The organism is Pseudomonas aylmerensis (assembly GCF_001702265.1).
GTDB lineage: Bacteria > Pseudomonadota > Gammaproteobacteria > Pseudomonadales > Pseudomonadaceae > Aquipseudomonas > Aquipseudomonas aylmerensis.
In genome coordinates, this window is record NZ_MAUE01000045.1 from 358,481 (window position 1) to 382,340 (window position 23,860).

Genomic DNA, 23,860 nt, shown 5'->3' on the forward strand with positions numbered 1-23,860 from the left:
GGGGCCCGGAAAGCCAGGCTCCTACGCAGGCGGGCAGGCGCTATTCCATTATCAGTGAGCAGACCATGCAACCGATCTACATCGACTTTCTCAACGGCCTCGACATCGACGAGCTGCGCCTCACTAACGATGAAATCCTCGCCGCCATCGAAGCCAGCCTGGGTATCCAGGGCCGGGGCGAGGCGGTGATCGAGCCGCGTACCCACCTGATTCCCGGCGGCGGTATCAACGGCCACTTCAACGTACTGCGCGGTGTACTCGGCGGTGATATCGGCTACGCCGGCGTCAAGGTGGTAGGCGATTTTGTCGACAACTACCGCAAGGGCCTGCCCTCGGAATTGGCGATTCTCAACCTGCTGGACCCGGCCACGGGCATCCCCAGGGCGATCCTCGACGCTTCGGCGATCACCGACATGCGCACCGGCGCAGTCACCGCCATTGGCGCCAAATACCTGGCCCGGCCCGACAGCAAAGTGCTGGCGCATATCGGCGCGCGCGGCACCGCGTACTGGAACGTGCGGCTGCTCGATCACCTGTTCGACTTCGAGGAAATCCGCGTGCATTCGCGCCGCAGCGAAAGCCGCGAAGCCTTCGCCGAGCGCCTGCGCCGCGACCTCGGCAAACCGGTGATTGTCACCGACGACTGGGAGTCCACCGTGCGCGGCGCCGACATCGTGGTCGAAGCTTCGCGCCTGGAGCAACCCGAGCCGTTGCTGCGCACCGACTGGATCAAGCCCGGCGCCTTTGTCGTGCCCTACGGCACCATGAGCGCGGTGGAACTGTCGCTCACCGACATCATGAGCAAGCTGGTGGTGGATGATTGGGGCCAGTGCAAGGGCGGCATGTTTGGCGCGTTGCGTGCGCATGTGGACGCCGGAAAACTCAGCGCCGAGACCTTGTACGCCGAGTTGGGGCAGATCGTCGCCGGCTTGAAAAGCGGCCGTGACAACCCCGAGGAAACCATCCTGTTCTGGCACCGCGGCTTGAGCCTCAGCGACATCGCCCTGGGCCATGCGTTGCTGGAAAAAGCCAAGCGCCTGGGGATTGGCCAGCGGCTGCGCTGGGCATGATTCACTTCGATCCCCAAGGGTTGGTGCTCGCCGATTTGCTGGCGATTGCCCGGCAGGATGCCCCGGCGGATTTCACCGTCCAGGCGCGACAACGTATCGACGCAGGCCATCGGTTGCTGCTCGAGTTGGCGGCCGCAGGCACACCGATCTATGGCGTGACCACCGGCCTCGGTGCGGCCGTGGATACGCAGGTGGCACCGCTGCAGGCGAACATTCCCCTGGGGCGTGCGGTGGGCGTCGGGCGCCTGGCCAATCGACAGGAAGTGCGCGCGATCACGGCGGCGCGCCTGGCTGGGTTGGCCCAGGGCCGCGCGGGGATTTCACCGGCGGCAGCGGACGCCTTGCTGGCGTTGCTCAACTCGGGTGTCGAGCCCGAAGTGCCACTGCTCGGATCGCTGGGCGAAAGCGACCTGGCGCCCCTGGCACACTTGAGCCTGGCGCTGGACGTGCCGTTGACCGGCAAGGATGGCCTGGCGCTGGTGTCGGCGAATGCGGCGAGTGTCGGGCTGGGCGCCTTGCTGGTCTTCGAGGCGCGGCAGGCGTTGGAGGCCTTGATGGCGGCGCTGGCGTTGGCGTGCGAAGGCTACCGCGCCAACCTCAGCCCGTTCCAGTCGTGGGCGTCACGCCTGCGCCCGGCGCCGGGGCAGACTGAACAGTCGGCCGCGTTGTTGCAGTTGCTGGCCGGCGGCGAGCTGGCAGACCAGCCCCGCCGCCTGCAGGACCCGCTGAGCTTTCGCTGTGCCACGGTGGTCCAGGGCGCGGCGCAGCAGGCGTTGCAGCAACTGCATGCACTGGTCGAACTGGAACTGCGCAGTGGTGCGGATAACCCGGCGTTGATCAGCGAAGACGCGTTGGTCTTGGCCACCGCCAATTTCGACAGCACTCATCTGGCGCTGGCCGCCGAAGGCTTGGGCCTGGCGCTGAGTCGCGTCGCCGCGTGCAGCGCCGAACGGATTGCCAAGCTGCTTTCGCCGACGTCCAGCGATTTACCGCGTTTTCTGATCACCCAGCCAGGGCATGTGGGGATGGCGGCGTTGCAGCGCACCAGCTCGGCACTGGTCGCCGAGATCGGGCATTTGGCCAATCCGTTGCCCGCTGTGAGCGTGCCGGTGGCGGACCGCGTGGAAGACTACGCCGGGCAGGCGCTGGCTGTGGTCGACAAGACCCGCCGCCTGACCGAGCGCGTGTTGTGGCTGGCAAGTATCGAGCTGATCGTGGCGGCACAGGCGGTGGACCTGCGCGGCCCCATGCAACTGGGGCAGGGCGTGCGGCAGATTCATGCCGCGGTGCGCAGCCGTGTGGCGCACCTGGATCAGGATCGCTCGGGCTCGGTGGATGTACTGGCGCTTGCCACCTTCCTCGAATCCAGCCCCTTCCCCCTGTAGGCGCCGGCAAGCCGGCTGCTACAGGGGTCGTGTGTGTTTATGGATTCTCGGCGGCCAGGGCGGCAATCACCGCTGGCCGCTCACCCACGCGCTGTTGAAACGCCGCCAACGCCGGCCATTCGCCCAGGTCGATAGCGTGAAATGCCGCCCAACGCAGCACGACGAACAGGTACGCATCCGCCACCGAGTACTCGCCCAGCAGGTAATCCTTGTGCTCCAAGGTCTTTACCAGCACCGCGAAACGCTTGAACAGGGTGGCCTGGAACAGGCTACGCACCTCGCCCTGGATCGCGCTGTTGAAAAACACCGCCAGCCCGCCATGAATTTCGGTGGCGATAAAATTCAGCCATTCCTGCAGACGCACACGCTCCCAGCTGCCGTTGGCGGGGGCGAGGTGGGCGGCGGGCTTCAGGTCGGCCAGGTACTGCAGGATCGCGCTGGCTTCGGTCAGTACCTGGCCGTTGTCCAACTGCAGCGCGGCGACGTAGCCCTTGGGGTTGATCTGCAGGAAACCCTCGCCGTCGGCGGTGGTTTTGGCCTGGTTGTCGACCTGCACCAGCTCGAACGGCAGCGCCAATTCGCGCAACACGATATGCGGGGCGAGTGAACAGGCGTTGGGGAAGAAATACAGTTTCATCTGCGGCAGCTCCGTTGAATTTGCGCCAGTCTCACGGGCATGGCACCGTGCGTAAAATTAAACCTTCAGACCCCTGCCATAAGGACAGCTACTGCCATGATGAACCTGATGCACTGGCGCCTGCTGGTGGCCGTGGCTGATCGCGGCAGCATCACCGCCGCCGCCGAAGCGGTGGGCATGACGCAATCGGCCGCCAGCCAGGCCATGGCCAGCATGGAGGCGACCCTGGGTGCGCAGCTGTTTACCCGTGAACCGCGCAAGACTTTGCCCACTGCCTTGGGCCTGAGTGTGATCGAGCAGGCGCGGGTGATGCTCGGCGCCTTGCAGACGATTCGCAGCACCGTGGATGAAGCACGCCCGATGCTGCGTGGGACGATTCGCATCGCCAGTTTCCCGATGGTGCTCGCGACCTTTCTGACACCGCTGCTGCAACGCTTCGCGCAGTTGTACCCGGGCATCGAGGTCACCACCCTGGATGTCACCGACAACGAAGTGCTGACCCTGCTCGATGCCAACCTGATCGACCTTGGCGTGGTGCTCAACCCCAAGCCCGAGCGCAATGCCACGGTGCTGGGGCGCGATTTGTGGATGGCGGTGCTGCCGGTCAACCATGCACTGGCGCAGCGCCCGGCCGACGCCAGCGTGTCGCTGGCGGAGCTGCTCGAACAACCGTTCGTGCTCGCCACCGGCGGTTGCACCGCCAACGCCCGCAGCCTGGGTGCCGCCGCGGGGCTGACGGTCAGCGATATCCGCGTGGAAGTGCGCGAATGGAACAGTGCCTTCAGCCTGGTGCGTGAAGGCGTCGGTGTGACGCTGGTGCCGGAAATGGCCCTGCCGGCCCAGCGCACCGGCCTGCGCGTCATGCCGCTGACGGTGCCGCTGCACCGCGAATTCGCGTTGGTGGGTTCCTCTGCCCGCGTGCCTTCGGCCGCTACCAGCGCATTGTTGAAAATGCTTGCTGACTAGTGGCCTTGCATAGCGCCAAGCCCTGTCTATGCTCACCCAGAACCGTTGATGACGCTTGGCATATAAAGCGTTTCGGATGGTTATTTCCCCATGAAGGTGTGGCTGCACTGTCCAACAAATGAATGGAATGCGCCTTCGAGGCGCCGGGAATCCAGGGTGATCTGACCATGTTCAACCGCCATCACAAATCCGACCTGCTTGAAATCCAGCGTTTCTCCTGCGCACTCACCGAATCCAACGCCAAACTCGCCGCCATCAGCCGCTCCATGGCGATGATCGAGTTCGACCGCGACGGTGTGATCCTCGATGCCAACGACAACTTCTGCAAAACCATGGGCTACAGCGCCGAGGAAATACGCGGCAAACATCACCGCATCTTTTGCGACGAGGCCTACACCCACACCGACGCGTACGCCAAGCTGTGGCGCGACCTGGCGCGGGGCGAGGCCCTCAGTGGCACCTTCATGCGCTTGAACAAGCATGGCCAGGAGGTGTGGCTGGAAGCCAGCTATATGCCGGTGCTGGGCCCGGACAACCACGTACAGAGCGTGATCAAAGTCGCGTCGGATATCTCCGCTCGGGTGCACCACGAGCATGAAAACCAGAGCCTGATCGACGCCATCGGCCGCTCGATGGCGGTGATCGAGTTCACCCCGCAGGGGCAGATCATCAATGCCAATGAAAACTTCCTGAAGACGGTGCAGTACTCCCTGGATGAGATCGTCGGCCAGCACCACAGCATGTTCTGCCATCGCAGCGAGGTGGAGTCGCCGGCCTACAAGGCGTTCTGGGCTTCGCTCAATCGCGGCGAATACCACTCGCACCGCTTCGAGCGCAGGAATAAATACGGCAAGACGCTGTTCCTGGAGGCGTCCTACAACCCGATCTTCGACGCCAGCGGGCGGCTGTACAAAGTGGTCAAGTTTGCCAGCGACATCACCGACCAGGTCACCACCCTGCGCACCGCCGCCGACTCGGCCCACGCCACTTCGGTACAGAACGACGCCTGCGCACGCAAGGGCTCGGAGGTGGTGCAGCAGACCGTGCAGATCATCGAGGAGATTTCCCACGACCTGAACCAGGCGGCGCAGAGCATCGACGCGGTGAGCAAACAGTCGGACATCATCGGCGCCATCGTGCAGACCATCCGCAGCATTGCCGAGCAGACCAATATGCTCGCGCTGAACGCGGCCATCGAAGCGGCGCGGGCCGGCGAGCATGGGCGCGGTTTTGCGGTGGTGGCCGACGAGGTGCGCAGCCTTGCGGCGCGGACCAGCCAGGCGACGGTGGAGATTGTCGAGGTGGTGCGCAAAAACCACGACCTGTCGCTGAGCGCGGTGTCGAGCATGCAGTCGAGCTTGAGCCGCACAGGGCTGGGGGTGGAATTGGCGAACGAGGCGGGGCAGGTGATCCTGGAGATTCAGGAAGGCTCACGGCATGTGGTGGATGCGATCAGTCAGTTCAATTCGACGCTGCAACTGCAATAACGCATGAAGGAGCTGGCTTGCCGGCGATAGCATCACCTCGGTCTGGATTCACCGAGGCGCCTGCATCGCCGGCAAGCCGGCGCCTACCGTTGATCAGGGTGGCCTGTTAGATGGCGGCCAGGGTTTCTTTCACCGCCTGTGCCTGCGGGTCAGCGGTTTTCGCCGCTACCTGCTGCTCTTGCTGCTGCTTCAGGCGCTCGGCCACTTGCTTGGAAATGGCGTCCTGCTTTTCCTGCGACATGTTCTGCACATCCGCCTCGGTCAATCCTTGCTCCTTGAGCAGTTGCTCACGGATGCGTTCGGCCGGGGATTTGCTCATGTAGTCAGTGAAATCGGCCCGCGCGGTGCTGGTGCTGCTGCCCGCTGCCGGCACATCGGTGGTTGCGGTGGTCGCCGCCGTGGTGGCCTGCAACTGCACGCGGGTCTTGGCAAAGGCTTCGTCGATGCGATCGTTGGCCTTGTCCAGTTCCTTCTGCGCGGCCGGTACGGTCACGCTTTGCTGCGCCGCTTGCACGGCACCGCTGTACAGCGCGCTGGCGGCAGCATTGGCGGGGTCCATGTCGGGCCGCTTGATCTGTTGAATGGTCGACACCGCTTGGGTGTTGTTGTTAACCAGCATGATCGGTCACCTGGGAAAATGGTCGGTGCCAGTGCTGGAGCAATTAGCATGCCGGGTCGCATCACCCCGGTTTTATTGGGGATGGCCTGGCCGCCGCGGCAAACATTGTCCCGCCGGCGGCCAACCGTTGCCGTCAGTGGGCGATGTTTTCCAACGCCAGGTTGCGCGTGCGCGGGCCGAACCAACTGATGGTGATCATCACGATCAGCATACTGCTGGCAATAAACGCGAGGACGCCCGGCGTGCCCAGGTGCTCGAGGATAAACCCGATCAACAGGCTGCTGAACACCGTGGACAAGCGGCTGAACGAGTAGCAGAACCCCACCGCCCGCGCGCGGATGTTGGTGGGGAACAGTTCGCTCTGGTACGAGTGATAACTGAAACTCAGCCAGGCGTTGCAGAAGGTGATCATCACCCCGCAGATCACCAGCCCCACCGCCGTGGTCTGCAGGGCGAACAGGCTGCCGAAGATCATCGCGCCCATGGCTGAGCCGACGATCTGCCACTTGTTTTCAAAGCGGTTGGCCACCTTCACAAACAGCAACGGCCCCAACGGGTAGGCGAGCGTGATGATAAAGGCGTACAGCAAGCTGTGGGTCACGCTCACGCCCTGGCCCGACAACAGCGCCGGCAACCAATTGCCGAAGCCGAAAAAGCCGATGGCCTGGAACACGTGGAACACAATCAGCATCAACGCGCGGCGCCGGTACGGCGGTTGCCAGATATCCGCAAATCGGCCGTTGCCCTGCACGCTGACGGCTTCGGGTTCCGGTGCATCCAGCGGTTTGCCGTGATCCTTCTGGCAGCGCGCCTCCAGGCTGTCCATGATCTGGCCGGCTTCATCAAAGCGGCCTTTTTGCGCGAGCCAGCGCGGTGACTCCGGCAAGCGCTTGCGCAGTTGCCAGATAAACAGCGCAAACACTGCACTGCTCAGCACCACCCAACGCCAGCCCGAGACCCCGAACGGCGCCTGGGGCACCAGCCACCACGACATCAGCGCCACTGCTGGCACCGACAGGAACTGAATAAAAAACGCAAAGGCGAACGCCGAGCTGCGCATGCGCTTGGGCACCAGTTCCGAGAGGTAGGCGTCGATCGTCACCAGCTCGATGCCCAGGCCGATGCCGACCAGAAAGCGCATGCAGATGATGCCCAGGGCTGAGGTCTGGATGCCCATGAGCACGGTGGCCACGGTGTACCAGATCAACGCAAAGGTGAAGATCGCCCGGCGCCCGAAACGGTCGGCGATGGGGCTGAGCAGGCTGGCGCCCAGGAACAGCCCGAGGAAGGTCGCCGAGGCGAACGCCGCCTGATCCGAGAAGCCAAACACGCCCTCGCTGCCGATGTGGAAAATCCCGTCCGTGATCAGGCCGGGGCTGATGTAGGCGGTCTGGAACAGGTCATACAGCTCGAAAAAGCCGCCGATAGACAGCAACGCCACCAGGCGCCAGACGGTGGCGACGGCGGGCAGGCGGTCAATGCGCGCGCTGATGTGGGCGGCGCGGACTGGGTCGATGCCGTCTGTAGCGGGGAGTGCAGGCATGGTGCGGGAAACTCAGTAAGTGATCGGAATCTCGAAGTTTTCCTGGAAGGCATCATCGACCGGATGGTAACCCAACACCCGCGTGGTTTCGCTCAGGTCCAGGCGCTTGAAACGGTTATTGGAGATGCCGTGGGCGATCAGGTGCTTGACGCCCTCGGCCTCCACCGACCGTTGCAGCAGTTGCACCGCGTCACGTGGGCTGAGCCAGGCGCTGAGGTCGCGCGCGTTGTTCAGGTCGTGGGTCGCGGGGAACTCGAAGGCGCCGATGCGCAGGGCAATCGTCGACAGGGGCGTCTTGGCCGCGTAATAGCCACAGAGTGCCTCGCCGTAGCATTTGCTCACGCCGTACAGGTTGGCGGGCATGACTTGCATGCCGGGCGTGATCTGGCGATCCACCGGGTAGCCTTCGATGGTTTGCGCGCTGCTGGCAAACACCAGGCGCTGCACACCGGCGGCCACGGCGGCTTCGAACAGGTGGGTGGTGGCGAGGATGTTGTTGGGCAGCAGTTCGTCGAACGTGGCGCTGGCATGGGGGATGCCGGAAAGGTGCACGATCACGTCGATGCCGTCGAGCAGGGCGGCGAGGCTGGATTTGTCGCTGAGGTCGGCCTGCACGAAGCGGTGCTCGCCGAGGTTGAAGTCCGGGGCGATGCGGTCAGTGAGGGTGAAGCGGTAGCGGTCTTTCGAGGCTTCGAAAAACGTTTTGCCGATGCGACCGCAGGCGCCGGTGAGCAGTACATTGATTCCTTTCACGTGCAATTCCTTAGTTGTGACCGGCAAGGGCAAAGGTCTGGAAGCCCTGATGCTGGCCGAGGCGTTGATAGTAAGCGGCAATGGCGGGGTAGGGCGGCCGCGTCATGGGGGTCATCTGCCAGCGGTGCACCGAGAGGCCGATGAGGATATCGGCGAGGGTGAACTCATCCCCGGCCACGTAGGCATTGGTGCGAGCAAGTTGTTGTTCGAGGAGGCCCATCTTGTCGTTCCAGCGCTGCACGGCGGCGGCAATCTGCGCTGCGTCGAGGCCGTCCGGGTTGTTGCGCACCAGCGCGGTGAAGGCATCGCCCCAGGCGCGGTTGAGTTCGATGGCTTGCCAGTCGATCCACTGCTCGACACGCGCCCGCGGCGCAGGCTCGGCGGGCAGCAGGTCGGTGCGTTGGTAGAGGCTGACGAGGTAACGGCAGATGGTGTTGGATTCCCACAACACACCGTGATCGTCAATCAGCACCGGCACCTGGGCGTTGGGGTTCAGCTCAAGGAATTCGGCGGACTGGGTCGGCTTGAAGCCGATGCCCCAGTCTTCGCGCACGTAGTCGATGCCCAGTTCCTGGCAGGTCCACAGTACTTTTCGCACGTTGATGGAAGACGTGCGACCCAAGATTTTCAGTGAGTGTCCCATGGTGCTTCCCTGGCAGTGGAGAGCAGCCAATCTAGCAGGCGACGCCGAGGACAGCGAGTGCCTGGCGCGACCACCGATGATTTCGGGCTCAGGTACTCTCGCGCACCTGCAGCTCAAACCCCATGTCCACCACGGGTTTGGCGATCTTGTTGCCGGCCATGATCGTCAACAAATGCTCCGCCGCCCGCCGGCCGATGGCTTCACGCGGGGTGCTGATGCTGCTCAGGCGCGGCACCATGAAGGAGGAGGCCGGCAAGTCGTTGAAGCCCAGCACCGCGACGCGCTCGGGTACTTTGATGCCATGGCGCATGGCCTCCAGCAGCGCGCCCTGGGCCAGGTCGTCGTTGCCGAAGAAGATCGCGTCCACCTCCGGATGGGCCGCCAGCAATTGCAGGAACAGCTCCCCACCCAGGCCGACCGAGGACGGGCGTGGCGTCAGCAGTTCCAGCGCGGGGTCGTACATCCCCGCCTGTTGCAGCGCACGGCGGAAACCTTCGCCGCGCAGCAACGTGCGTTGGTCCAGTTGCGCGCCGATATAGGCCAGGCGCTTGCGTCCACGGGACAGCAAGTGCGCGGCAGCGGTTTCTCCGGCCGCCACCTGCGAGAAGCCCACGCAGTTCACGCCGGCGTTGGGGTCCAGGTCCATCATGTAGACGCACGGCACGTTGCTGGCCTCGACCATCCGTCGGGCACTTTCGGTGCGGTCGAAGCCGGTCAGCAGCAAACCCCGCGGCTGGTAAGCCATGTAGTTGCGCAGCAGGTTTTCTTCTTCATCGCGCGAATAATGCGAGTTGCCGATCAGCACTTCAAAGCCCTTGGGCCGCAGCACCTGGTGGATGGCCTCGAGGGTTTCGATAAATAAAAGGTTGGACAGCGACGGCACCAGCACCACCACCGAATGGCTCTGCGCAGAGGCCAGCGCACGGGCGGCAGGGTTGACCACGTAGTTGAGTTCGGCGGCGGCGTGCTGCACTTTTTCCACCAGTTCGGTGGCAACGGTGCTGATGCCACGCAGGGCGCGGGACGCGGTAATGGGGCTGACGCCGGCCAGGCGTGCGACTTCGTTGAGGGTAGGGCGGCCCGTCGTGCGGGTATTTTTATCGTTCTTGGAGGTCATCAGGCGGCTTGCCAAACAAAAATCGAGGCACTAAGGTAGCGCTGTCTCCAAAGGCCTGCAAATTCTTGAAGAAAGGGTTGCCTGATCCTGTTCAAAACCATTGGAGCGGATGCACGCGTCACTCCATAAAAAAAGACAAGACGGCGCGGGAAAAGCCTGTTTTTGCACTAGCCTTAGAGCGTGCAAAGGTAGCGCTATCTGCGTCCTGAGGTGTTTCATGAGTCAACCTGTTACCGCCCTGGTCATCATGGGTGTTTCCGGCTGTGGCAAGTCCAGCGTCAGCGAGGCCCTGTGCCGCCTGAACGGTGCCACCGCCATCGAAGGCGACAGCTTTCACCCCGCCGCGAACATCGAGAAGATGAGCGCCGGCCACCCCCTCAACGACGACGACCGTGCCGGCTGGCTCGACATCCTGTGCGATGAGCTGCGCCGTTCGCTCAAGGCCGGTGAGCATCCGGTGCTGACGTGTTCGGCGCTGAAAAAGAAATACCGCGACCACCTGCGCGAAGCCGCGCCGGGCCTGGGGTTTGTCTTCCTGGAGCTGACCCGTGCCGTGGCCGCCGACCGCGTGTCCCATCGCCCCGGCCATTTCATGCCGGCCAGCCTGATCGACAGCCAGTTCGCCACCCTTGAATCGCCCGTCGGCGAACCGCTGACCCTGGCCCTCAATGCCAGCGAAGACAGCGTCGAGGCATTGGCCGAACAAACCAATGCCTGGTGGCTGAAACACGGTTTTGAACCATCCAAATAATTTTTTGCCGGAAAAGATAGCGCTATCCCCGGCGACAAATTGAATACCGGCTTTAATAACAACAACAAACAGGAGAGACCCCCCATGTTTGGCATGTCCCACGAGTCCTACCTGCTGCTTGATGCAGTGGTCACTATCATCGGTCTGATCTTTCTGATCACCAAGTTCAAGGTGCACCCGTTCATTGCACTGATCATCGCGGCCGGCTTCCTTGGCCTGACCTCGGGCATGCCCGTGGACAAGATCATCAAGGCATTCCAGGACGGCTTCGGCGGGGTGCTCGGCTTTGTCGGCATCATCCTTGCGCTGGGCACCATGCTCGGCAAGATGATGGCCGAATCCGGCGGCGCCGATCAGATCGCCCAGACCCTGATCCGCGCCTTCGGCAAGGAAAAGGTCCAGTGGGCGATGATGTTCGCCGCGTTCCTGGTGGGCATCCCGCTGTTCTTCGAGATTGGTTTTGTATTGCTGATCCCGCTGGTGTTCATCGTCGCGCGCCGCACCGGCGTGTCGCTGATCAAGATCGGCATCCCGCTGCTGGCCGGCCTCTCGGCGGTGCACGGGCTGGTGCCACCGCACCCGGGCCCGCTGCTGGCCATCGGCGTGTTTGGCGCGGACATCGGCAAGACCATCCTGTATGGCCTGATCGTCGCACTGCCGACCGCCATCATTGCCGGTCCGATCTTCGGTACGTTTATCGCCAAGTACATCCCGGGCAATCCGTCCCAGGAGTTGGTGGATCAACTGGCCCGCGAACCTGAGTCGAAAACCCTGCCGAGCTTCAGCATCACCCTGATCACTGTGCTGCTGCCGGTGTTCCTGATGCTGCTGAAAACCTTCGCTGACATCGCCCTGGTCGAAGGCCACGTGGTGCGCAACTGGATGGACATGATCGGCCACCCGATCACTGCGCTGCTGCTGGCGTTGCTGCTGTCGCTGTACACCTTTGGCCATCGCCAGGGCATCCATTCCAAGCAGATCCTCAAGCTGCTCGACGCCAGCCTTGCGCCGACCGCCGCGATCATCCTGATCATCGGCGCCGGTGGCGGTTTCAAGCAGATGCTGGTGACCAGCGGCGTGGGTGACGTGATCGGCCACATGGCGGTGAACGCGCAGATCAACCCGATCCTGCTGGCCTGGCTGGTGGCGGCGGTGATTCGTGTGGCAACCGGTTCGGCGACCGTGGCGACCATTACCGGCGCCGGCATCGTGGTACCGGTGGTGGGCATGATTCCAGGGGTCAACCGTGAGTTGCTGGTGTTGGCGACGGGCGCAGGTTCGTTGATCCTGTCGCACGTCAATGATGCGGGGTTCTGGCTGGTGAAGCAGTACTTCAACATGACCGTGGCCGAGACCTTCAAGACCTGGACGGCGATGGAGACCATCCTGTCGGTGGTGGCGCTGATCTTTATCATGCTGCTGTCGTTGGTGGTCTGACAGGCAGGCCAGGATGCCGGGGTGAAAACCCCCTCCAAATGTGGGAGCGGGCTTGCTCGCGAGTGCGGTAGATCAGTCGCCAGATACATGACTGATACTGCGCATTCGCGAGCAAGCCCGCTCCCACATGTGTGACCGCGTTGCGGGATCAGGCCTTGGTGATCAAGCCATCCGCCCGGAACATCCCGCGAATGCCGCGCACCGCCTGGCGAATCCGGTCCTGGTTTTCGATCAGCGCAAAGCGCACATGATCGTCGCCGTACTCACCAAAGCCGATCCCCGGTGATACACACACCTTGGCTTCGAGCAGCAGCTTCTTGGCAAATTCCAGCGAGCCCATGGCGGCATACGCCTCGGGAATCTTCGCCCAGACGTACATCGACGCCTTCGGGTTTTCCACCATCCAGCCCAACTCATGCAGACCCTTGACCAGCACATTGCGGCGCTGGCGGTACTGTTCGGCGATGTCTTTGACGCACTGTTGGTCGCCTTCCAGCGCAGCGATCGCCGCCACCTGCAGCGGGGTGAAGGTGCCGTAGTCGTGGTAGCTCTTGATACGGGCCAGGGCGTTGACCAGTTCCGGGTTGCCGACCATGAAGCCGATGCGCCAGCCGGCCATGTTGTAGCTTTTGGACAGGGTGAAAAACTCCACCGCAATGTCCTTGGCGCCCGGCACCTGCATGATCGACGGGGCTTTCCAGCCGTCGTAGACGATGTCGGCGTAGGCCAGGTCATGCACCACCAGTACGTCGTACTGCTTGGCCAACGCAATCACGCGCTCGAAGAAGTCCAGCTCCACGCACTGCGCGGTCGGGTTGGACGGGAAACCGAGGATCATCATCTTCGGCTTGGGAATCGAGCCGCGAATCGCGCGTTCCAGCTCGGCGAAGAAGTCCACGCCAGGCACCAGCGGTACCGAACGCACCTGGGCGCCGGCAATCACGGCACCGTAGATGTGAATCGGGTAGCTGGGGTTCGGCACCAGCACGGTATCGCCCTGGTCCAGGGTGGCCAGCATCAAGTGCGCCAGGCCTTCCTTGGAGCCGATGGTCACGATGGCTTCCGACTCGGGGTCGATGTCCACTTCATAGCGGTCCTTGTACCAGCGCGAAATGGCGCGGCGCAGGCGCGGAATGCCCTTGGAAGTGGAGTAGCCGTGGGTGTCTTCGCGCTGGGCGACGGTGACCATCTTCTCCACGATATGTGGTGGCGTGGCGCCGTCAGGGTTACCCATGCTCAAGTCGATGATGTCTTCGCCGCGCCGACGCGCAGCCATCTTCAGCTCGGCAGTGATATTGAAAACATACGGGGGGAGTCGATCAATGCGCGCAAAGCGGCGCGGCGAACCTTGGTCTGCCATTGTTGCCTCGAGAGTACGTAAGCGCCCGGAACCGTCCGAGCGACGTCGGCCACTGCGGTGGCCTGCGGGGCAGACAATACGGTCGATGATGGCCAGTTGTCCAGATGCGTAGGAAAATTTTCTGCATGGAGTCCAGCGCGGATATGCCCCTATACTCGATGCGGGTTTGTTCCCTCATAAGAAGGAGACTGTTCGTATGGATCAGCAGACAAGACAACCGTTGGAGCCACGCATGGAAGCCGGTAAAGCCCTGGTGATCGCCGGGGTGCAAGGGCGTTATTCGAAGGCCACCGTGGGCGATATCCCCAAGCTGTGGGAGTTGTTCGACACCTGCGTCAAGGACATCAAGAAGCGCGTTGGCGGCGTGACCTATGGGGTGTGCCACAACCCCAGACATGACGAATTCGACTACATGGCCGGGGTTGAAGTCCCCACCAAGGGCGACGTACCGAGCAACTTCGAGTCCATCGAAATTCCACCGCTCAACTACGCCGTGTTCCCGCACTACGGTCCGGTGCAGGCGCTGGAGCAGACCTACGAACGCATCATGTTCGAATGGTTGCCGCACTCGGGCTACAAGGTGATGGGCGCGGATTTCGAGCGTTACAGCGCGGATTTTGATGCGCGCAAGGGCATCGGGACGGTGGAGATCTGGCTGCCGGTTCAAGCCAAGGCCTGATGCAACGCGATTGAGCTGCCTGGGCAGCTCAATCGATACCGTCACTCGCTGAGCAGGCGCCCGATGAAGGACTGGCGACCCGCGTGAATGCCGCTGCTTTGCAGTGTGCTGTTGAACGTTACCCACTCCACCAGGCTGATTTGGCCGTGCTCGGGACGTCCGTTGGGGTCTCGCCATGCATTGGCGATGCCGTCCACACCAAAGGTGGCGTCCGGTTGACTGTCCGGGTTGAACCGGAGCAACTGGATGACGCTGCCATTGCCATTGCGGGCCAGTGCCACGATTTTCTGATCAGGCTGGACCACCACGCTGGTATAACGGAAACCGTCGGCGTTTTTTTCCAGCGGCTTGCCGGCATTAAAGGCGGGATCGGGTTGGCCGTTGGCCAGCAGGATGGCCACGAAGTTCTTGTCCCCCGGGGTGGTATAGCTACTTCCGGCAATCGCTATTCTGCCTTCCGGGCCCTTGGCCAGTGCAGTGACTTGTCTGTTTTGCTTATTGTCGAAGGGCAACGCGGCGACGCCATTTGTACCGAAGCTACGGTCAGTTTCACCTTTATCCGTCAGGCCGACGATGTAGGCCTCGCGTCTGTCTTCCAGTTTGGTCGTACCGGCAATTACGAAACCTTCCTGGGTAATCAGCACACTGTCGAGTTGGGAATTACGCCAAATATTCGGTTCGTTGTTTCCGAAGTTGAGGACCTCGCCGTTGACACCGAGTTGGTAGATAAAGGTGTCACTGCCGTCACTGAATACGGCGACAATCTTGTTGTCGGCCTGCACGGCTAAACCGCCTTTGATGCTCACGGGAAAGACCGCTTTATCCAGTTCCCTTATGCCGTTTACGCCAAACTGCAGGTCCGCGTTGCCATCCTCCGCATTGAATCGAGTAATAAATGCGCGATGCGCATTTCCCAGTGCAGCCAGCAAAACGGGCTTTCCATCAGGTTGAATGATCAGGTCCGTGAGGACGGCGGATTCTGCAAGGCGCGTGTATCCGGTCCCGAATTGGGTGTCGAGCTCACCTGCAGGCGTATGTTTGGTGACGGCTAATCGATTTGTGTCGCCTTCTCTCGTCAATCCCACCGTCAGGGTGGAACCGTCACTGAGCACGCGTGACAGGCCTGCGGAGGATGAGGCGATGACCGTGCCGTCCTTTGGGGATTGGTTCCCGAAGGACAGGTCCGGGCCGCCGGCGGTGTTTGCCGTAGTGTGATTCGACGGAATACTCATGAGTGTTCTCCGGATGGGACGTTGAGAGTTTCCACGCCTGCTCGTTCCAAACCTTGAGCGACAACTTCGGGCATTCCAGTACAAAGCATAGGGCGACCGCTGTATAGCTGTGAAATCTGACAGTAGACACGACCGTTCAGAGGGGCCGGTCAAACACCCAGCTCAAACGGCGCTCATACCCAATGCGGCCCCTGTACGCCTCCCCGCTGTCCACCCAGCCGGCGCTCAGGTACATCGTCATCGCCGCCACATTGTCCGCGTCCACGGACAACTCCAGGCCCTTGATCTGCGGCCACGCCTGCAGTGCCGCTGCGGGCAGCGCCTGTAGACACGCCTTGCCGAACCCGCGCCCTTGCTGCTGGCGATCCACCTGCAGCGCGTGCAGCGTCGCGCTGTGCTCGTCGGCCCAGTGGGGCAGGCAGGGTGGGCGTTTGAGCAACAGGAAAGCCACGGGATGCTCGTCGGCAAGCAGGGCGAAGCCCTTGATCGCAGCGGGGTTGGGATTGACCAGCAGGCTGTTCAGCGCGCAATCGATATCGCCGGAATACGCCAGTTGCTCGGGATGCACTTGCAGGGTGTTGAGCTGCTGTTTCTGCACAAGGCTCAGCGTCTCATAGGGGACGAGGCGGGTTTCCATCAGGGACGCATCCGAATTCCTACAAAGAGCCGTGGATTCTAGCGGGTTTGCCGGGGGTGAAATTATTTTTCAAGCGGCTGTCGATTCGGCGTCGGCGCGTTCGACTAAGGGTGTCTTCCGTGAATCACACCCCGCAGGAGTATCGCCATGAGCACCACCATCAATCGCCTCATCGATGCCTGGAAACACGCCGTCGTCGCCCGGGATATCGACAAGATTGTCAGCTTTTACGCCGACGATATCGTCGCGTTCGACGCCGTGACCGCGTTGCAATTCAAGGGCAAGGCCGCTTATCGCGCGCACTGGGAGGAATGCATGAAGCACTGCCCCGGCCCGGGGATTTTCGAGTTCCACGAACTGCGCATCGTCGAGTCCCAGGACAGCGCATTTGCCCACTGGCTGGCCCATTGCGGCGGCGCCGGGCCGGACGGCGAGGTCAAGGCCTGCTGGATGCGCGTGACTGCCGGCTATCAACAGATCAATGGTCAATGGCGCGTGGTGCATGAGCACTGGTCGGCGCCGTTCGACATGGACAGCGGCACCGCACTGTTCGACCTGAAACCTTGAGCGCCGCGAACTATAGTCAGTAGTCCGAAAACGGAGACGCACATGAAATACCTCTGCCTGATCTACAGCAACGAACAGGTCCTGCACACCTCGCCCGACAGTCCCGCAGACCCGGAGTGTCTTGCCTATGCGCAGTCCATCGAGGCCAGCGGCCGCATGCTCGCTGCCGAACCGCTGGAATCGGTAAGCACCGCCACCACTGTGCGCATGCGCAACGGCAAGCTGTCGATCACCGACGGGCCGTTTGCCGAAACCAAAGAGCAGCTCGCCGGGTTTTACCTGATCGAGGCACGCGACTTGAATGAGGCGATCCAGGTGGCCGGTGGCATTCCGGCCGCCCGGGTCGGCAGTGTGGAAGTGCGCCCCGTGCGCGAGTTGAATCTCTGAACACAACAATCACAAGACTTGAGGAGGTTTACCATGACAACCCAACCCGCCGAATTCGAACTGTCCATCAGCCGCTTGATCGACGCGCCGCGCAGCAAAGTCTTTCGCGCCTGGACCACGCCCGTCCTGTTGCAACAATGGTGGGGCCCCCACGGCATGACCACCCCCGTGTGCGAAATGGACCTGTGGGTCGGTGGCCTGTTTCGCACCCTGATGCGTGCGCCGGATGGCAGCGAGTACCCGACCCAGGGCGTGTTCCTGGAGATTGAGGCGCCCAGTCGCCTGGTGTTTACCGACGCCTTCAAGCCGGGTTGGATCCCCTCGGGAAAACCGTTCATGAGCGCCGAAGTGACCTTCGAAGATGTCGACGGTAAGACCCGCTACACCGCCCGCGCCATGCACTGGAGCGCTGAAGACAAACAGGCCCACGAAGCCATGGGCTTTCACGACGGCTGGGGCCAGAGCCTGGACCGGCTGGTGACATTGGTGACCCAGGGCATGCCCGATTGACGCCGGCGATCGAGGCGATCTACCGCAGCGAATCGCGGCGCGTCCTCGCTACCCTGATCCGCTTGCTGGGGGATTTCGACCTCGCCGAAGAAGCCTTGCACGAGGCGTTCTTCGTCGCGGTCGAGCGCTGGCCGCAGGACGGTGTGCCACAAAATCCCAGGGCGTGGCTGGTCTCCACCGGTCGCTTCAAAGCCATCGACCGCTTGCGCCGCCAGGCGCGGTTCACCCCGTTGCTGCAGGCTCAGGCCGACGCGCTGCAAGCGCAGGACTGGAGCGAGGAAGACGTGGAAGATGACCGCCTGCGCCTGATTTTTACCTGCTGTCACCCGGCACTGGCACCTGACGCACAGGCGGCGCTGACCCTGCGTGAGATCTGTGACCTCACCACCGAGGAAATCGCCCGCGCCTTCCTGGCCACGCCGACCACCATTGCCCAGCGCATCGTGCGCGCCAAGGGCAAGATCCGCGAAGCGAAAATCCCTTATCAGGTGCCGTCGCTGGCCGAACTGCCCGAGCGCCTCGACAGCGTGCTGCGCGTGGTTTACCTGGTGTTCAACGAAGGCTATTCGGCCTCCATGGGCGCCGACCTCACCCGGGAGGAGCTGACCCGCGAAGCCATTCGTCTCGGTCGCCTGTTGCTGGAATTGCTGCCGGAGCCGGAAGTGATGGGCTTGCTGGCGCTGATGCTGTTGCACGAATCCCGCCGTGCAGCACGGACCTCGGCCAGTGGCGAACTGGTGCTGTTGAATGAACAGGACCGTGCGCTGTGGGATGCGTCCTTGATGGCTGAAGGCTGCGCCTTGGTGGAACGCGCACTGGCCTTGCGCGGCTACGGGCCCTATTGCCTGCAGGCGGCGATAGCCGCGGTGCATGCCGAAGCACTGGACGCGGGGCAAACCGACTGGCTGCAGATCGTCGGGCTCTACGATGTATTGCTCAGGCAGGTGCCATCGCCGGTGATCGAGCTGAACCGCGCCGTGGCGGTGGCCATGTGGCAAGGCCCGCTGGCGGGCCTTGATCTGGTGGAAGGCATTTTGCAACGAGGCGACTTGCTCGATTACCACTTGGCGTATTCAGCGCGCGGGGAGTTTTGCCGGCAATTGGGGCGGGTAGAAGCGGCTCGTACAGCTTATGAAAAAGCCCTGTCGCTGACCCAGCAAGCGCCTGAAAAGCGCTTCCTCGAGCAGCGCCTGGCCGAACTCAAGCACTAGGAGCTGGCTCCTGAAAGGGGCCGCTCAGGGCTGCTGGCGAGTCGCGGCCAACACGATCTCGCGGATGCACACATGCTGCGGTTGCTGGTAGGCATAGGCAATCGCCGAGGCCACATCGTCGGCACTCAGCACGGTGCCGCCCATGTCCTGTTTCCAGGCTTGGTAGCCGCTCTTGATCGCCTCATCGGTGGTGTGGCTGAGCAATTCGGTTTCCACTGCGCCCGGAGCGATGGTGATCACGCGGACATTGCTCGGCGACAATTCCTCGCGCAGGTTCTCTGAAATCCCATGCACGGCAAACTTGGTGCCGACGTACGCCACGTGGTTCGGGAAGGTCTTGCGCCCGGCCACCGAGCTGACGTTGATGATCGTGCCGCGCTTGCGCGCGACCATGCTCGCGGCCACCGCGTGAATGCCATTGAGCAGGCCCTTCACGTTGACGTCGAGCATCTGCTCCCACTGCGCCGGGTCTTGCTCGCTGACTGCGCCCAGCAGCATCACGCCGGCATTGTTGATCAACGCATCGGCCGGGCCGAATTGCGCTTCAGCTTCCTTCACGGCAGCGACGAGGGCGGCGCGGTCGGTGATGTCGACCCCACGGTTCAGGGTGTTCGGCAGGTTGAGGTCGTTGAGGCGATCAATACGGCGTGCCAGCAGCAACAGCGGGTGACCGGCGGCGGACAATCGGCGGGCGGTAGCTTCGCCGATACCCGAACTGGCGCCTGTGATGATGATCAGTGGCTGGCTCATGTGTGCACTCCTGGAATAAGAAAAATCGATAACTGAAACGTGCGCGCAGTATATTTACCCGGTTAAAGGCTGAAAAATGCCTTATTCCTCTGTCTGTCATCGGATCTGGCTATGGATGTACGTCACCTCAAGGCGTTTCTCGCGGTGTTTGAAGAACGCAATATCACCGCTGCAGCGCAGCGTTTATTCATCAGTCAGCCGACGTTGTCGGTGACCATCAAGCAGTTGGAAGATGAGCTGGGCGTGGCGCTGTTCGTGCGTCAGCCTCGCGGGGTCGAGGTCAGTGCCGAAGCACGGGTGCTGTATCCCCAGGCGCGGCGCATGGTGGCCGAAGCGGAGGCGCTGAGCCGGTTGTTTCGCGGCCGCGAGAATCGCATTGCGCTGGAGTTGGGGGTCGAGGGCGATATTGCCGACAGCCAGATCGAAACCTTCCTGCGCATGGCACACCAAGGTCTGCCCGGTTTGCTGCTGACCCTGCAGGAAGGCTGTGAAGGGGAAGGGCGCCTTGCGGTGGAGGAAATGTGCTGCGAGGACGAACTGTTCCTGCCGATTTGGGAAGAGTCCTACGTGATGGCGTTACCGGCCGCACATCCCATGGCGCAGGCTGGCACAGAGCAGGCCTGGGCGCCAATCGAGGACTGGATCACCTGCCCGCAACACGATTCCCATCAGCGCCTGATGGCCTTGTATGGGCGCTCGCCGCAGGCGGTGGCCGGGCATGCCGGCTCATTGACCCAGGCCCTGCATATGGTGGCCGCCGGTGTAGGCGTGGCGATGTTGCCGCAGTCGCTGGCGGCCGAGCGCGCCGGGGTGGTGAGCCGTGAATGGCACCTGCCGGCGCCGACGCGGCGGGTCGGGCTGTGCTTCGCCGCGCAAGCGTTGGAATCACCCGCGCTGCGCGCCCTGCACGAATATTTCCAGAACAACCGACCGCCGCAACGCTAGGCGTCAATCGACCATCAGCCCCAGCATCCAACTCCCCGCCGGGCCTGGCGGGTATTGCCGCGACCACAGCGCATCCACGGCCACCGAGCGCGGCCAACTGCGTACCTTGAGTTCGACCAGCCCGGCATTGCCGAAGCGTTCCACCAGCCAGCGAGGCAGCTCGGCCCAGCCGAAACCGAGCTGGGCCATTTCCATCAGCATCAGAAAACTCGGCGCCGACCACACACGGCCCGTGGGGCGTGTTTCATTCGGGTTGATGATGCTCGCCAGGCGCAGTTCACGGTGTTGCTGCAGGGCTTGCAGGTCGATGGTGTCCAGGCTCGCCAAGGGATGATCCGGGGCGACGAACAGCGCGATTTCCGTGTGTTCCTCCACCGGGGCGCGGCTCAGGTCGGGCGGATACACCGCCTGGGCCTCGACGAACGCAATCTGCGCCCGGCCGCTTTGCACCAGGGCGATCAGGTCTTCGCACTCGGCGATCAGCCATTCCAGTTCCAGGTCCGGGTAACGTTGCTCGAAAGCCTTGAGCGCCAGTTCGAAGCGCTCCGACTGGTAGGTGTCGGACATGGCGATGGTCACTTTCGGCTCCAGGCCCTGGGCCAACTGGCTCGCCGCCAGCTCCAGGCGGCTGCTGGCTTCCAGCACCTGTTCGGCACGTTGCAGCAACACGTGGCCGGCCGGTGTGAGCGTCGGCTTGCGGCTGCTGCGATCGAACAGCACCACGTCGAGATCAATCTCCAGGCTGGCCACCGCTGCGCTGACGGTGGACTGGCTCTTGCCCAGCTTGCGTGCCGCCGCCGAAAACGAACCCTGGGTGGCGGCCTGGACAAACGCCTGCAGCACTTCATGAGAGGCCATGACTATCGCCTTGGTCGATGGTTATTAGTTATGAAGTATCGACTTGAAGGGTAATGATAGCAACCATCGTCACTCACGGAGCCGGGTCATGCACCCTACCAAGTCGATTACTGAACGCGTTTGCCAAGCCCTGGGTTTTGAAGGCCTGGCCTTATTGATCTGTACCCCGTTGCTGGTCTGGATCACTGGCCGGCCGGCCCTGGAGATGGGCGCGGTAACCCTGGGCCTCAGCGTGCTGGCGCTGACCTGGAACATCATTTTCAACAGCCTGTTCGACCGCCTCAAGGTGCGCCTGCAACTCGCCGGTGGCGTGTGGACGCGCATGCTGCATGCCGTGCTGTTCGAGGGAGGGCTGATCATCGTGGCTGTCCCGCTGATTGCCGCGTGGCTGAAGATCAGCCTGGTGCAGGCGTTTTGGCTGGACATTGGCGTGCTGCTGTTTTTCCTGCCGTACACCTATGTGTATCACTGGGGGTATGACGTATTGCGGGAAAGATTCGTACGCCAGCGCGTGCCTAGTCGGGCTTGAGCGTCGCGACAAAATCCAGGAACGCCCGCACCTTGGCCGCCGGCAAATGCCGCGAGGGGTAGTAGGCGTACAGCGGAAAACGCTCGTCCGGCCAGTCCGGGAACAACTCCACCAGGCTGCCGGCCTTGAGCGCTGGCGCCAGGCCTAGGTCGAGCATCTGCGCCACCGCATGGCCGTGCTCGCACACGCTGTACAGGGTGCTGGCATCGTTGACCACCAGGCGGCCGTCGGTGCGCACGATCAATTGCTCACCGGGGCGGTGAAATTCCCAGGCAAACGGGCGACCGGTTTGCGAGTCGCGAAAATCCAGGCACATGTGCCCGTTTTCCAGATCCTGCGGGGTGGCCGGTCGGCCATGGCGTTCCAGGTAGGCGGGGGAGGCCAGGGTGAGCACGCGCACTTGCATCAACTTGCGCGCGATCAGTGAAGAGGATTGCGGGATGCCAAAGCGGATCGCCAGGTCGAAGCCATCGGCGACCAGGTCGCCCAGTTGGTCGCGGGTGTGCAGGTCCAACTGCAATTGCGGGTAGCGGCGCATGAAATCGCCCAGCACCGGGCCGAGGACCAGCCGCGAGAAGTACGGGTCGATATTCACCCGCAGGCGCCCGCGTACGGTGTGAGCGCTGTCGGCCGCCGAGTTGGCCGCCTCTTCGAGACCGGCCAGCAGCGGGGCAATTTCCTGATAGAAACGCCGACCCTCGTCGGTCAGTTGCACCGAGCGCGTGGTGCGGTCGAACAGGCGAATCCCCAAGCGTTTTTCCAGGCGTGAAATCGCCCGGCTGACGCCCGAAGGCGTCATCTCCAGGCTGACGGCGGCGCGGGCAAAACTGCCGCTGTCGACCACGGCCGCCAATACTCCCATGCCGCCGGCCAAGCCTGGATCAAAACTCATCGGTGATTGCCTGTCAGTGATCTGAGGGCATTGATGCTAGCGCAGAACGTCTACAGAAACATGCCGCCCGAGGCCTCGATGCGCTGCCCGGTGATCCAGTGGCTGCCGTCGGCCAGCAGCGTCGAGATCGCCCCGCCGATATCTTCCGGCAATCCTGCGCGGCCTAGGGCTGTGTTGTTGGCGACCATCGCGTTCACGTTGGGGTTATCGCGCACCGCGCCGCCGCTGAAGTCGGTGGCTATCGCGCCGGGGGCCAGGGTGTTCACACTGATACCGCGCGGGCCCAGCTCCTTGGCCTGATAGCGCGACAACACTTCCACCGCACCTTTCATCGACGCATACGCCGAGTACCCCGGCAGGCTGAACCGCGCCAGGCCGCTGGAGATGTTAATGATGCGCCCGCCATCGCTGATCAGCGACAGCAGTTTTTGCGTGAGGAAAAACGGCGCCTTGAAGTGGATTGCCACCAGGCGGTCGAACTGCTCTTCAGTGGTTTCGGCAAACGTGGCGTTGACGCCAATGCCGGCGTTGTTGATCAGGAAATTGAACTGCTGCTGGGCGAAAACCTCCTTGAGCACACCGCCGACCTGGCCGACGAAGTCGTTGAAGGACGCGCTCTGGCTCACATCCAGTTGCAGCATGGCGGCGCGGCCACCCAGGGCCTCTATCTGTGCCACCACCGCCTGGGCTTCGTCGGCGGCGCTGTGGTAGGTGCCGATGATGTCGACGCCCTGTGCCGCCAAGTGCAGCGCGGTGCTTTTGCCCAGGCCGCGGCTGGCGCCGGTGATCAGTGCGATTTTACGGGTCATGGTGCAGTCCTCTCAGGTGATCAGTGGGACTGAGTGTATTTGTCCGGCTGTAACGTGATAAACAGGGGTATATCGGAATCACTGGT

25 protein-coding genes and 2 pseudogenes are annotated in these 23,860 nt (G+C 62.7%); 14 read left to right on the plus strand and 13 right to left on the minus strand.

All coding sequences use genetic code 11. From position 1 onward, the window contains the following. Nucleotides 1–65 precede the first annotated feature (65 nt). Entirely contained in the window at nucleotides 66–1,070 is a 1,005-nt protein-coding gene (locus tag BBG20_RS27420; RefSeq protein ID WP_065909057.1) for an ornithine cyclodeaminase family protein, read from the plus strand. Beyond that, complete coding sequence (locus BBG20_RS27425; protein ID WP_065909059.1) at nucleotides 1,067–2,455, plus strand: aromatic amino acid lyase; 1,389 nt, start codon at nucleotides 1,067–1,069, stop codon at nucleotides 2,453–2,455. The genes BBG20_RS27420 and BBG20_RS27425 overlap by 4 nt, the downstream gene beginning before the upstream one ends. A 37-nt stretch (nucleotides 2,456–2,492) precedes the next feature. Here the strand turns inward: BBG20_RS27425 and gstA are convergent, their stop codons facing one another. Next, entirely contained in the window at nucleotides 2,493–3,092 is a 600-nt protein-coding gene (gene gstA / locus BBG20_RS27430) for a glutathione transferase GstA (protein WP_065909062.1), read from the minus strand. Nucleotides 3,093–3,188: 96 nt separating this feature from the next. Here gstA and BBG20_RS27435 point away from each other — a divergent pair, with 96 nt between their 5' ends. From BBG20_RS27435 to BBG20_RS33615, 3 genes and pseudogenes are all read left to right on the plus strand, one after another. Next, nucleotides 3,189–4,058 carry a LysR family transcriptional regulator gene (locus BBG20_RS27435; protein ID WP_065909063.1) on the plus strand — a complete coding sequence of 290 codons (870 nt, stop codon included), beginning with the start codon at nucleotides 3,189–3,191 and terminating at the stop codon, nucleotides 4,056–4,058. Nucleotides 4,059–4,225: 167 nt separating this feature from the next. Then, a pseudogene (locus BBG20_RS33610) lies at nucleotides 4,226–5,002 on the plus strand (PAS domain-containing protein); the annotation flags it as partial. Between the two features lie 126 nt (nucleotides 5,003–5,128). Continuing rightward, nucleotides 5,129–5,545, plus strand: a pseudogene (locus tag BBG20_RS33615) (methyl-accepting chemotaxis protein); the annotation flags it as partial. 106 nt (nucleotides 5,546–5,651) lie between these two features. Here the strand turns inward: BBG20_RS33615 and BBG20_RS27445 are convergent. The 5 genes from BBG20_RS27445 to BBG20_RS27465 all read right to left on the minus strand — a co-directional run bounded on the left by BBG20_RS27445 (nucleotide 5,652) and on the right by BBG20_RS27465 (nucleotide 10,223). Continuing rightward, on the minus strand, nucleotides 5,652–6,164 hold the full coding sequence (locus BBG20_RS27445) for a hypothetical protein (RefSeq protein ID WP_065909064.1): 513 nt from the start codon (nucleotides 6,162–6,164) through the stop codon (nucleotides 5,652–5,654). Nucleotides 6,165–6,297: 133 nt separating this feature from the next. After that, nucleotides 6,298–7,707: an MFS transporter gene (locus BBG20_RS27450; protein ID WP_065909065.1), complete on the minus strand. Its 1,410-nt coding sequence runs from the start codon at nucleotides 7,705–7,707 to the stop codon at nucleotides 6,298–6,300. A 12-nt stretch (nucleotides 7,708–7,719) separates the two neighbouring features. Continuing rightward, nucleotides 7,720–8,460 carry an NAD-dependent epimerase/dehydratase family protein gene (locus BBG20_RS27455; protein ID WP_065909068.1) on the minus strand — a complete coding sequence of 247 codons (741 nt, stop codon included), beginning with the start codon at nucleotides 8,458–8,460 and terminating at the stop codon, nucleotides 7,720–7,722. Nucleotides 8,461–8,470: 10 nt separating this feature from the next. After that, complete coding sequence (locus BBG20_RS27460) at nucleotides 8,471–9,103, minus strand: glutathione S-transferase family protein (protein WP_065909071.1); 633 nt, start codon at nucleotides 9,101–9,103, stop codon at nucleotides 8,471–8,473. A gap of 88 nt (nucleotides 9,104–9,191) precedes the next feature. Further along, complete coding sequence (locus BBG20_RS27465; protein ID WP_162946162.1) at nucleotides 9,192–10,223, minus strand: HTH-type transcriptional regulator GntR; 1,032 nt, start codon at nucleotides 10,221–10,223, stop codon at nucleotides 9,192–9,194. Nucleotides 10,224–10,437: 214 nt separating this feature from the next. Between BBG20_RS27465 and BBG20_RS27470 the strand changes: the two genes are divergently transcribed. Both BBG20_RS27470 and BBG20_RS27475 read left to right on the plus strand, forming a co-directional pair. After that, nucleotides 10,438–10,971, plus strand: a complete 534-nt coding sequence (locus BBG20_RS27470) for a gluconokinase (RefSeq protein ID WP_065909076.1) — start codon at nucleotides 10,438–10,440, stop codon at nucleotides 10,969–10,971. A gap of 84 nt (nucleotides 10,972–11,055) precedes the next feature. Next, nucleotides 11,056–12,408, plus strand: coding sequence for a GntP family permease (locus BBG20_RS27475; protein WP_065909078.1), 1,353 nt, complete (start codon nucleotides 11,056–11,058; stop codon nucleotides 12,406–12,408). A gap of 148 nt (nucleotides 12,409–12,556) precedes the next feature. Here the strand turns inward: BBG20_RS27475 and alaC are convergent, their stop codons facing one another. Continuing rightward, nucleotides 12,557–13,768, minus strand: a complete 1,212-nt coding sequence (alaC, locus tag BBG20_RS27480) for an alanine transaminase (RefSeq protein ID WP_065909081.1) — start codon at nucleotides 13,766–13,768, stop codon at nucleotides 12,557–12,559. Nucleotides 13,769–13,964: 196 nt separating this feature from the next. Here alaC and BBG20_RS27485 point away from each other — a divergent pair, with 196 nt between their 5' ends. Further along, entirely contained in the window at nucleotides 13,965–14,447 is a 483-nt protein-coding gene (locus BBG20_RS27485) for a GyrI-like domain-containing protein (protein ID WP_065909084.1), read from the plus strand. Nucleotides 14,448–14,488: 41 nt separating this feature from the next. Here BBG20_RS27485 and BBG20_RS27490 read toward each other — a convergent pair whose 3' ends face one another. Together BBG20_RS27490 and BBG20_RS27495 are read right to left on the minus strand one after the other, a co-directional pair. Continuing rightward, the gene (locus BBG20_RS27490) at nucleotides 14,489–15,679 is read right to left on the minus strand and encodes an NHL repeat-containing protein (protein ID WP_083221494.1); all 1,191 of its coding nucleotides are present in this window, start codon (nucleotides 15,677–15,679) and stop codon (nucleotides 14,489–14,491) included. A 136-nt stretch (nucleotides 15,680–15,815) separates the two neighbouring features. Then, a complete protein-coding gene (locus BBG20_RS27495) occupies nucleotides 15,816–16,316 on the minus strand; it encodes a GNAT family N-acetyltransferase (protein WP_065909090.1) in 501 nt (166 codons plus the stop codon). 147 nt (nucleotides 16,317–16,463) lie between these two features. On the opposite strand from BBG20_RS27495, the gene BBG20_RS27500 reads away from it, so the two are divergent. From BBG20_RS27500 to BBG20_RS27515, 4 genes are read left to right on the plus strand one after another with little or no spacing between them, the layout of a single operon-like run. Continuing rightward, nucleotides 16,464–16,883: a YybH family protein gene (locus tag BBG20_RS27500; protein WP_065909093.1), complete on the plus strand. Its 420-nt coding sequence runs from the start codon at nucleotides 16,464–16,466 to the stop codon at nucleotides 16,881–16,883. Nucleotides 16,884–16,925: 42 nt separating this feature from the next. Then, on the plus strand, nucleotides 16,926–17,270 hold the full coding sequence (locus tag BBG20_RS27505; RefSeq protein WP_065909096.1) for a YciI family protein: 345 nt from the start codon (nucleotides 16,926–16,928) through the stop codon (nucleotides 17,268–17,270). Nucleotides 17,271–17,303: 33 nt separating this feature from the next. Beyond that, a complete protein-coding gene (locus BBG20_RS27510; protein ID WP_065909099.1) occupies nucleotides 17,304–17,780 on the plus strand; it encodes an SRPBCC family protein in 477 nt (158 codons plus the stop codon). Beyond that, the gene (locus BBG20_RS27515) at nucleotides 17,777–18,991 is read left to right on the plus strand and encodes an RNA polymerase sigma factor (protein ID WP_065909102.1); all 1,215 of its coding nucleotides are present in this window, start codon (nucleotides 17,777–17,779) and stop codon (nucleotides 18,989–18,991) included. Before BBG20_RS27510 ends, BBG20_RS27515 begins: the two co-directional genes overlap by 4 nt. 24 nt (nucleotides 18,992–19,015) lie before the next feature. On the opposite strand, the gene BBG20_RS27520 is transcribed toward BBG20_RS27515, so the two are convergent. Beyond that, complete coding sequence (locus tag BBG20_RS27520) at nucleotides 19,016–19,741, minus strand: SDR family oxidoreductase (RefSeq protein ID WP_065909105.1); 726 nt, start codon at nucleotides 19,739–19,741, stop codon at nucleotides 19,016–19,018. A 111-nt stretch (nucleotides 19,742–19,852) separates the two neighbouring features. Here BBG20_RS27520 and BBG20_RS27525 point away from each other — a divergent pair, with 111 nt between their 5' ends. Further along, entirely contained in the window at nucleotides 19,853–20,686 is an 834-nt protein-coding gene (locus tag BBG20_RS27525) for a LysR family transcriptional regulator (protein WP_065909107.1), read from the plus strand. A gap of 3 nt (nucleotides 20,687–20,689) precedes the next feature. On the opposite strand, the gene BBG20_RS27530 is transcribed toward BBG20_RS27525, so the two are convergent. Continuing rightward, nucleotides 20,690–21,544, minus strand: a complete 855-nt coding sequence (locus BBG20_RS27530) for a LysR family transcriptional regulator (RefSeq protein ID WP_065909118.1) — start codon at nucleotides 21,542–21,544, stop codon at nucleotides 20,690–20,692. A gap of 88 nt (nucleotides 21,545–21,632) precedes the next feature. On the opposite strand from BBG20_RS27530, the gene BBG20_RS27535 reads away from it, so the two are divergent. After that, nucleotides 21,633–22,073 (plus strand): multidrug/biocide efflux PACE transporter, encoded by a 441-nt coding sequence (locus tag BBG20_RS27535; protein WP_065909121.1) that lies wholly within the window; start codon nucleotides 21,633–21,635, stop codon nucleotides 22,071–22,073. Here the strand turns inward: BBG20_RS27535 and BBG20_RS27540 are convergent. After that, on the minus strand, nucleotides 22,060–22,965 hold the full coding sequence (locus BBG20_RS27540; RefSeq protein WP_065909124.1) for a LysR family transcriptional regulator: 906 nt from the start codon (nucleotides 22,963–22,965) through the stop codon (nucleotides 22,060–22,062). The genes BBG20_RS27535 and BBG20_RS27540 overlap by 14 nt on opposite strands. A 50-nt stretch (nucleotides 22,966–23,015) precedes the next feature. After that, a complete protein-coding gene (locus BBG20_RS27545) occupies nucleotides 23,016–23,774 on the minus strand; it encodes an SDR family NAD(P)-dependent oxidoreductase (RefSeq protein WP_065909127.1) in 759 nt (252 codons plus the stop codon). Nucleotides 23,775–23,860: the final 86 nt, after the last annotated feature.

Coding starts and splice junctions, on each gene's coding strand:
- BBG20_RS27420 (WP_065909057.1), top strand. CDS start 66: ATGCAACCGATCTACATCGACTTTCTCAACGGCCTCGACATCGACGAG.
- BBG20_RS27425 (WP_065909059.1), top strand. CDS start 1,067: ATGATTCACTTCGATCCCCAAGGGTTGGTGCTCGCCGATTTGCTGGCG.
- gstA (WP_065909062.1), bottom strand. CDS start 3,092: ATGAAACTGTATTTCTTCCCCAACGCCTGTTCACTCGCCCCGCATATC.
- BBG20_RS27435 (WP_065909063.1), top strand. CDS start 3,189: ATGATGAACCTGATGCACTGGCGCCTGCTGGTGGCCGTGGCTGATCGC.
- BBG20_RS27445 (WP_065909064.1), bottom strand. CDS start 6,164: ATGCTGGTTAACAACAACACCCAAGCGGTGTCGACCATTCAACAGATC.
- BBG20_RS27450 (WP_065909065.1), bottom strand. CDS start 7,707: ATGCCTGCACTCCCCGCTACAGACGGCATCGACCCAGTCCGCGCCGCC.
- BBG20_RS27460 (WP_065909071.1), bottom strand. CDS start 9,103: ATGGGACACTCACTGAAAATCTTGGGTCGCACGTCTTCCATCAACGTG.
- BBG20_RS27470 (WP_065909076.1), top strand. CDS start 10,438: ATGAGTCAACCTGTTACCGCCCTGGTCATCATGGGTGTTTCCGGCTGT.
- BBG20_RS27475 (WP_065909078.1), top strand. CDS start 11,056: ATGTTTGGCATGTCCCACGAGTCCTACCTGCTGCTTGATGCAGTGGTC.
- alaC (WP_065909081.1), bottom strand. CDS start 13,768: ATGGCAGACCAAGGTTCGCCGCGCCGCTTTGCGCGCATTGATCGACTC.
- BBG20_RS27485 (WP_065909084.1), top strand. CDS start 13,965: ATGGATCAGCAGACAAGACAACCGTTGGAGCCACGCATGGAAGCCGGT.
- BBG20_RS27490 (WP_083221494.1), bottom strand. CDS start 15,679: ATGAGTATTCCGTCGAATCACACTACGGCAAACACCGCCGGCGGCCCG.
- BBG20_RS27495 (WP_065909090.1), bottom strand. CDS start 16,316: ATGGAAACCCGCCTCGTCCCCTATGAGACGCTGAGCCTTGTGCAGAAA.
- BBG20_RS27500 (WP_065909093.1), top strand. CDS start 16,464: ATGAGCACCACCATCAATCGCCTCATCGATGCCTGGAAACACGCCGTC.
- BBG20_RS27505 (WP_065909096.1), top strand. CDS start 16,926: ATGAAATACCTCTGCCTGATCTACAGCAACGAACAGGTCCTGCACACC.
- BBG20_RS27510 (WP_065909099.1), top strand. CDS start 17,304: ATGACAACCCAACCCGCCGAATTCGAACTGTCCATCAGCCGCTTGATC.
- BBG20_RS27520 (WP_065909105.1), bottom strand. CDS start 19,741: ATGAGCCAGCCACTGATCATCATCACAGGCGCCAGTTCGGGTATCGGC.
- BBG20_RS27525 (WP_065909107.1), top strand. CDS start 19,853: ATGGATGTACGTCACCTCAAGGCGTTTCTCGCGGTGTTTGAAGAACGC.
- BBG20_RS27530 (WP_065909118.1), bottom strand. CDS start 21,544: ATGGCCTCTCATGAAGTGCTGCAGGCGTTTGTCCAGGCCGCCACCCAG.
- BBG20_RS27535 (WP_065909121.1), top strand. CDS start 21,633: ATGCACCCTACCAAGTCGATTACTGAACGCGTTTGCCAAGCCCTGGGT.
- BBG20_RS27540 (WP_065909124.1), bottom strand. CDS start 22,965: ATGAGTTTTGATCCAGGCTTGGCCGGCGGCATGGGAGTATTGGCGGCC.
- BBG20_RS27545 (WP_065909127.1), bottom strand. CDS start 23,774: ATGACCCGTAAAATCGCACTGATCACCGGCGCCAGCCGCGGCCTGGGC.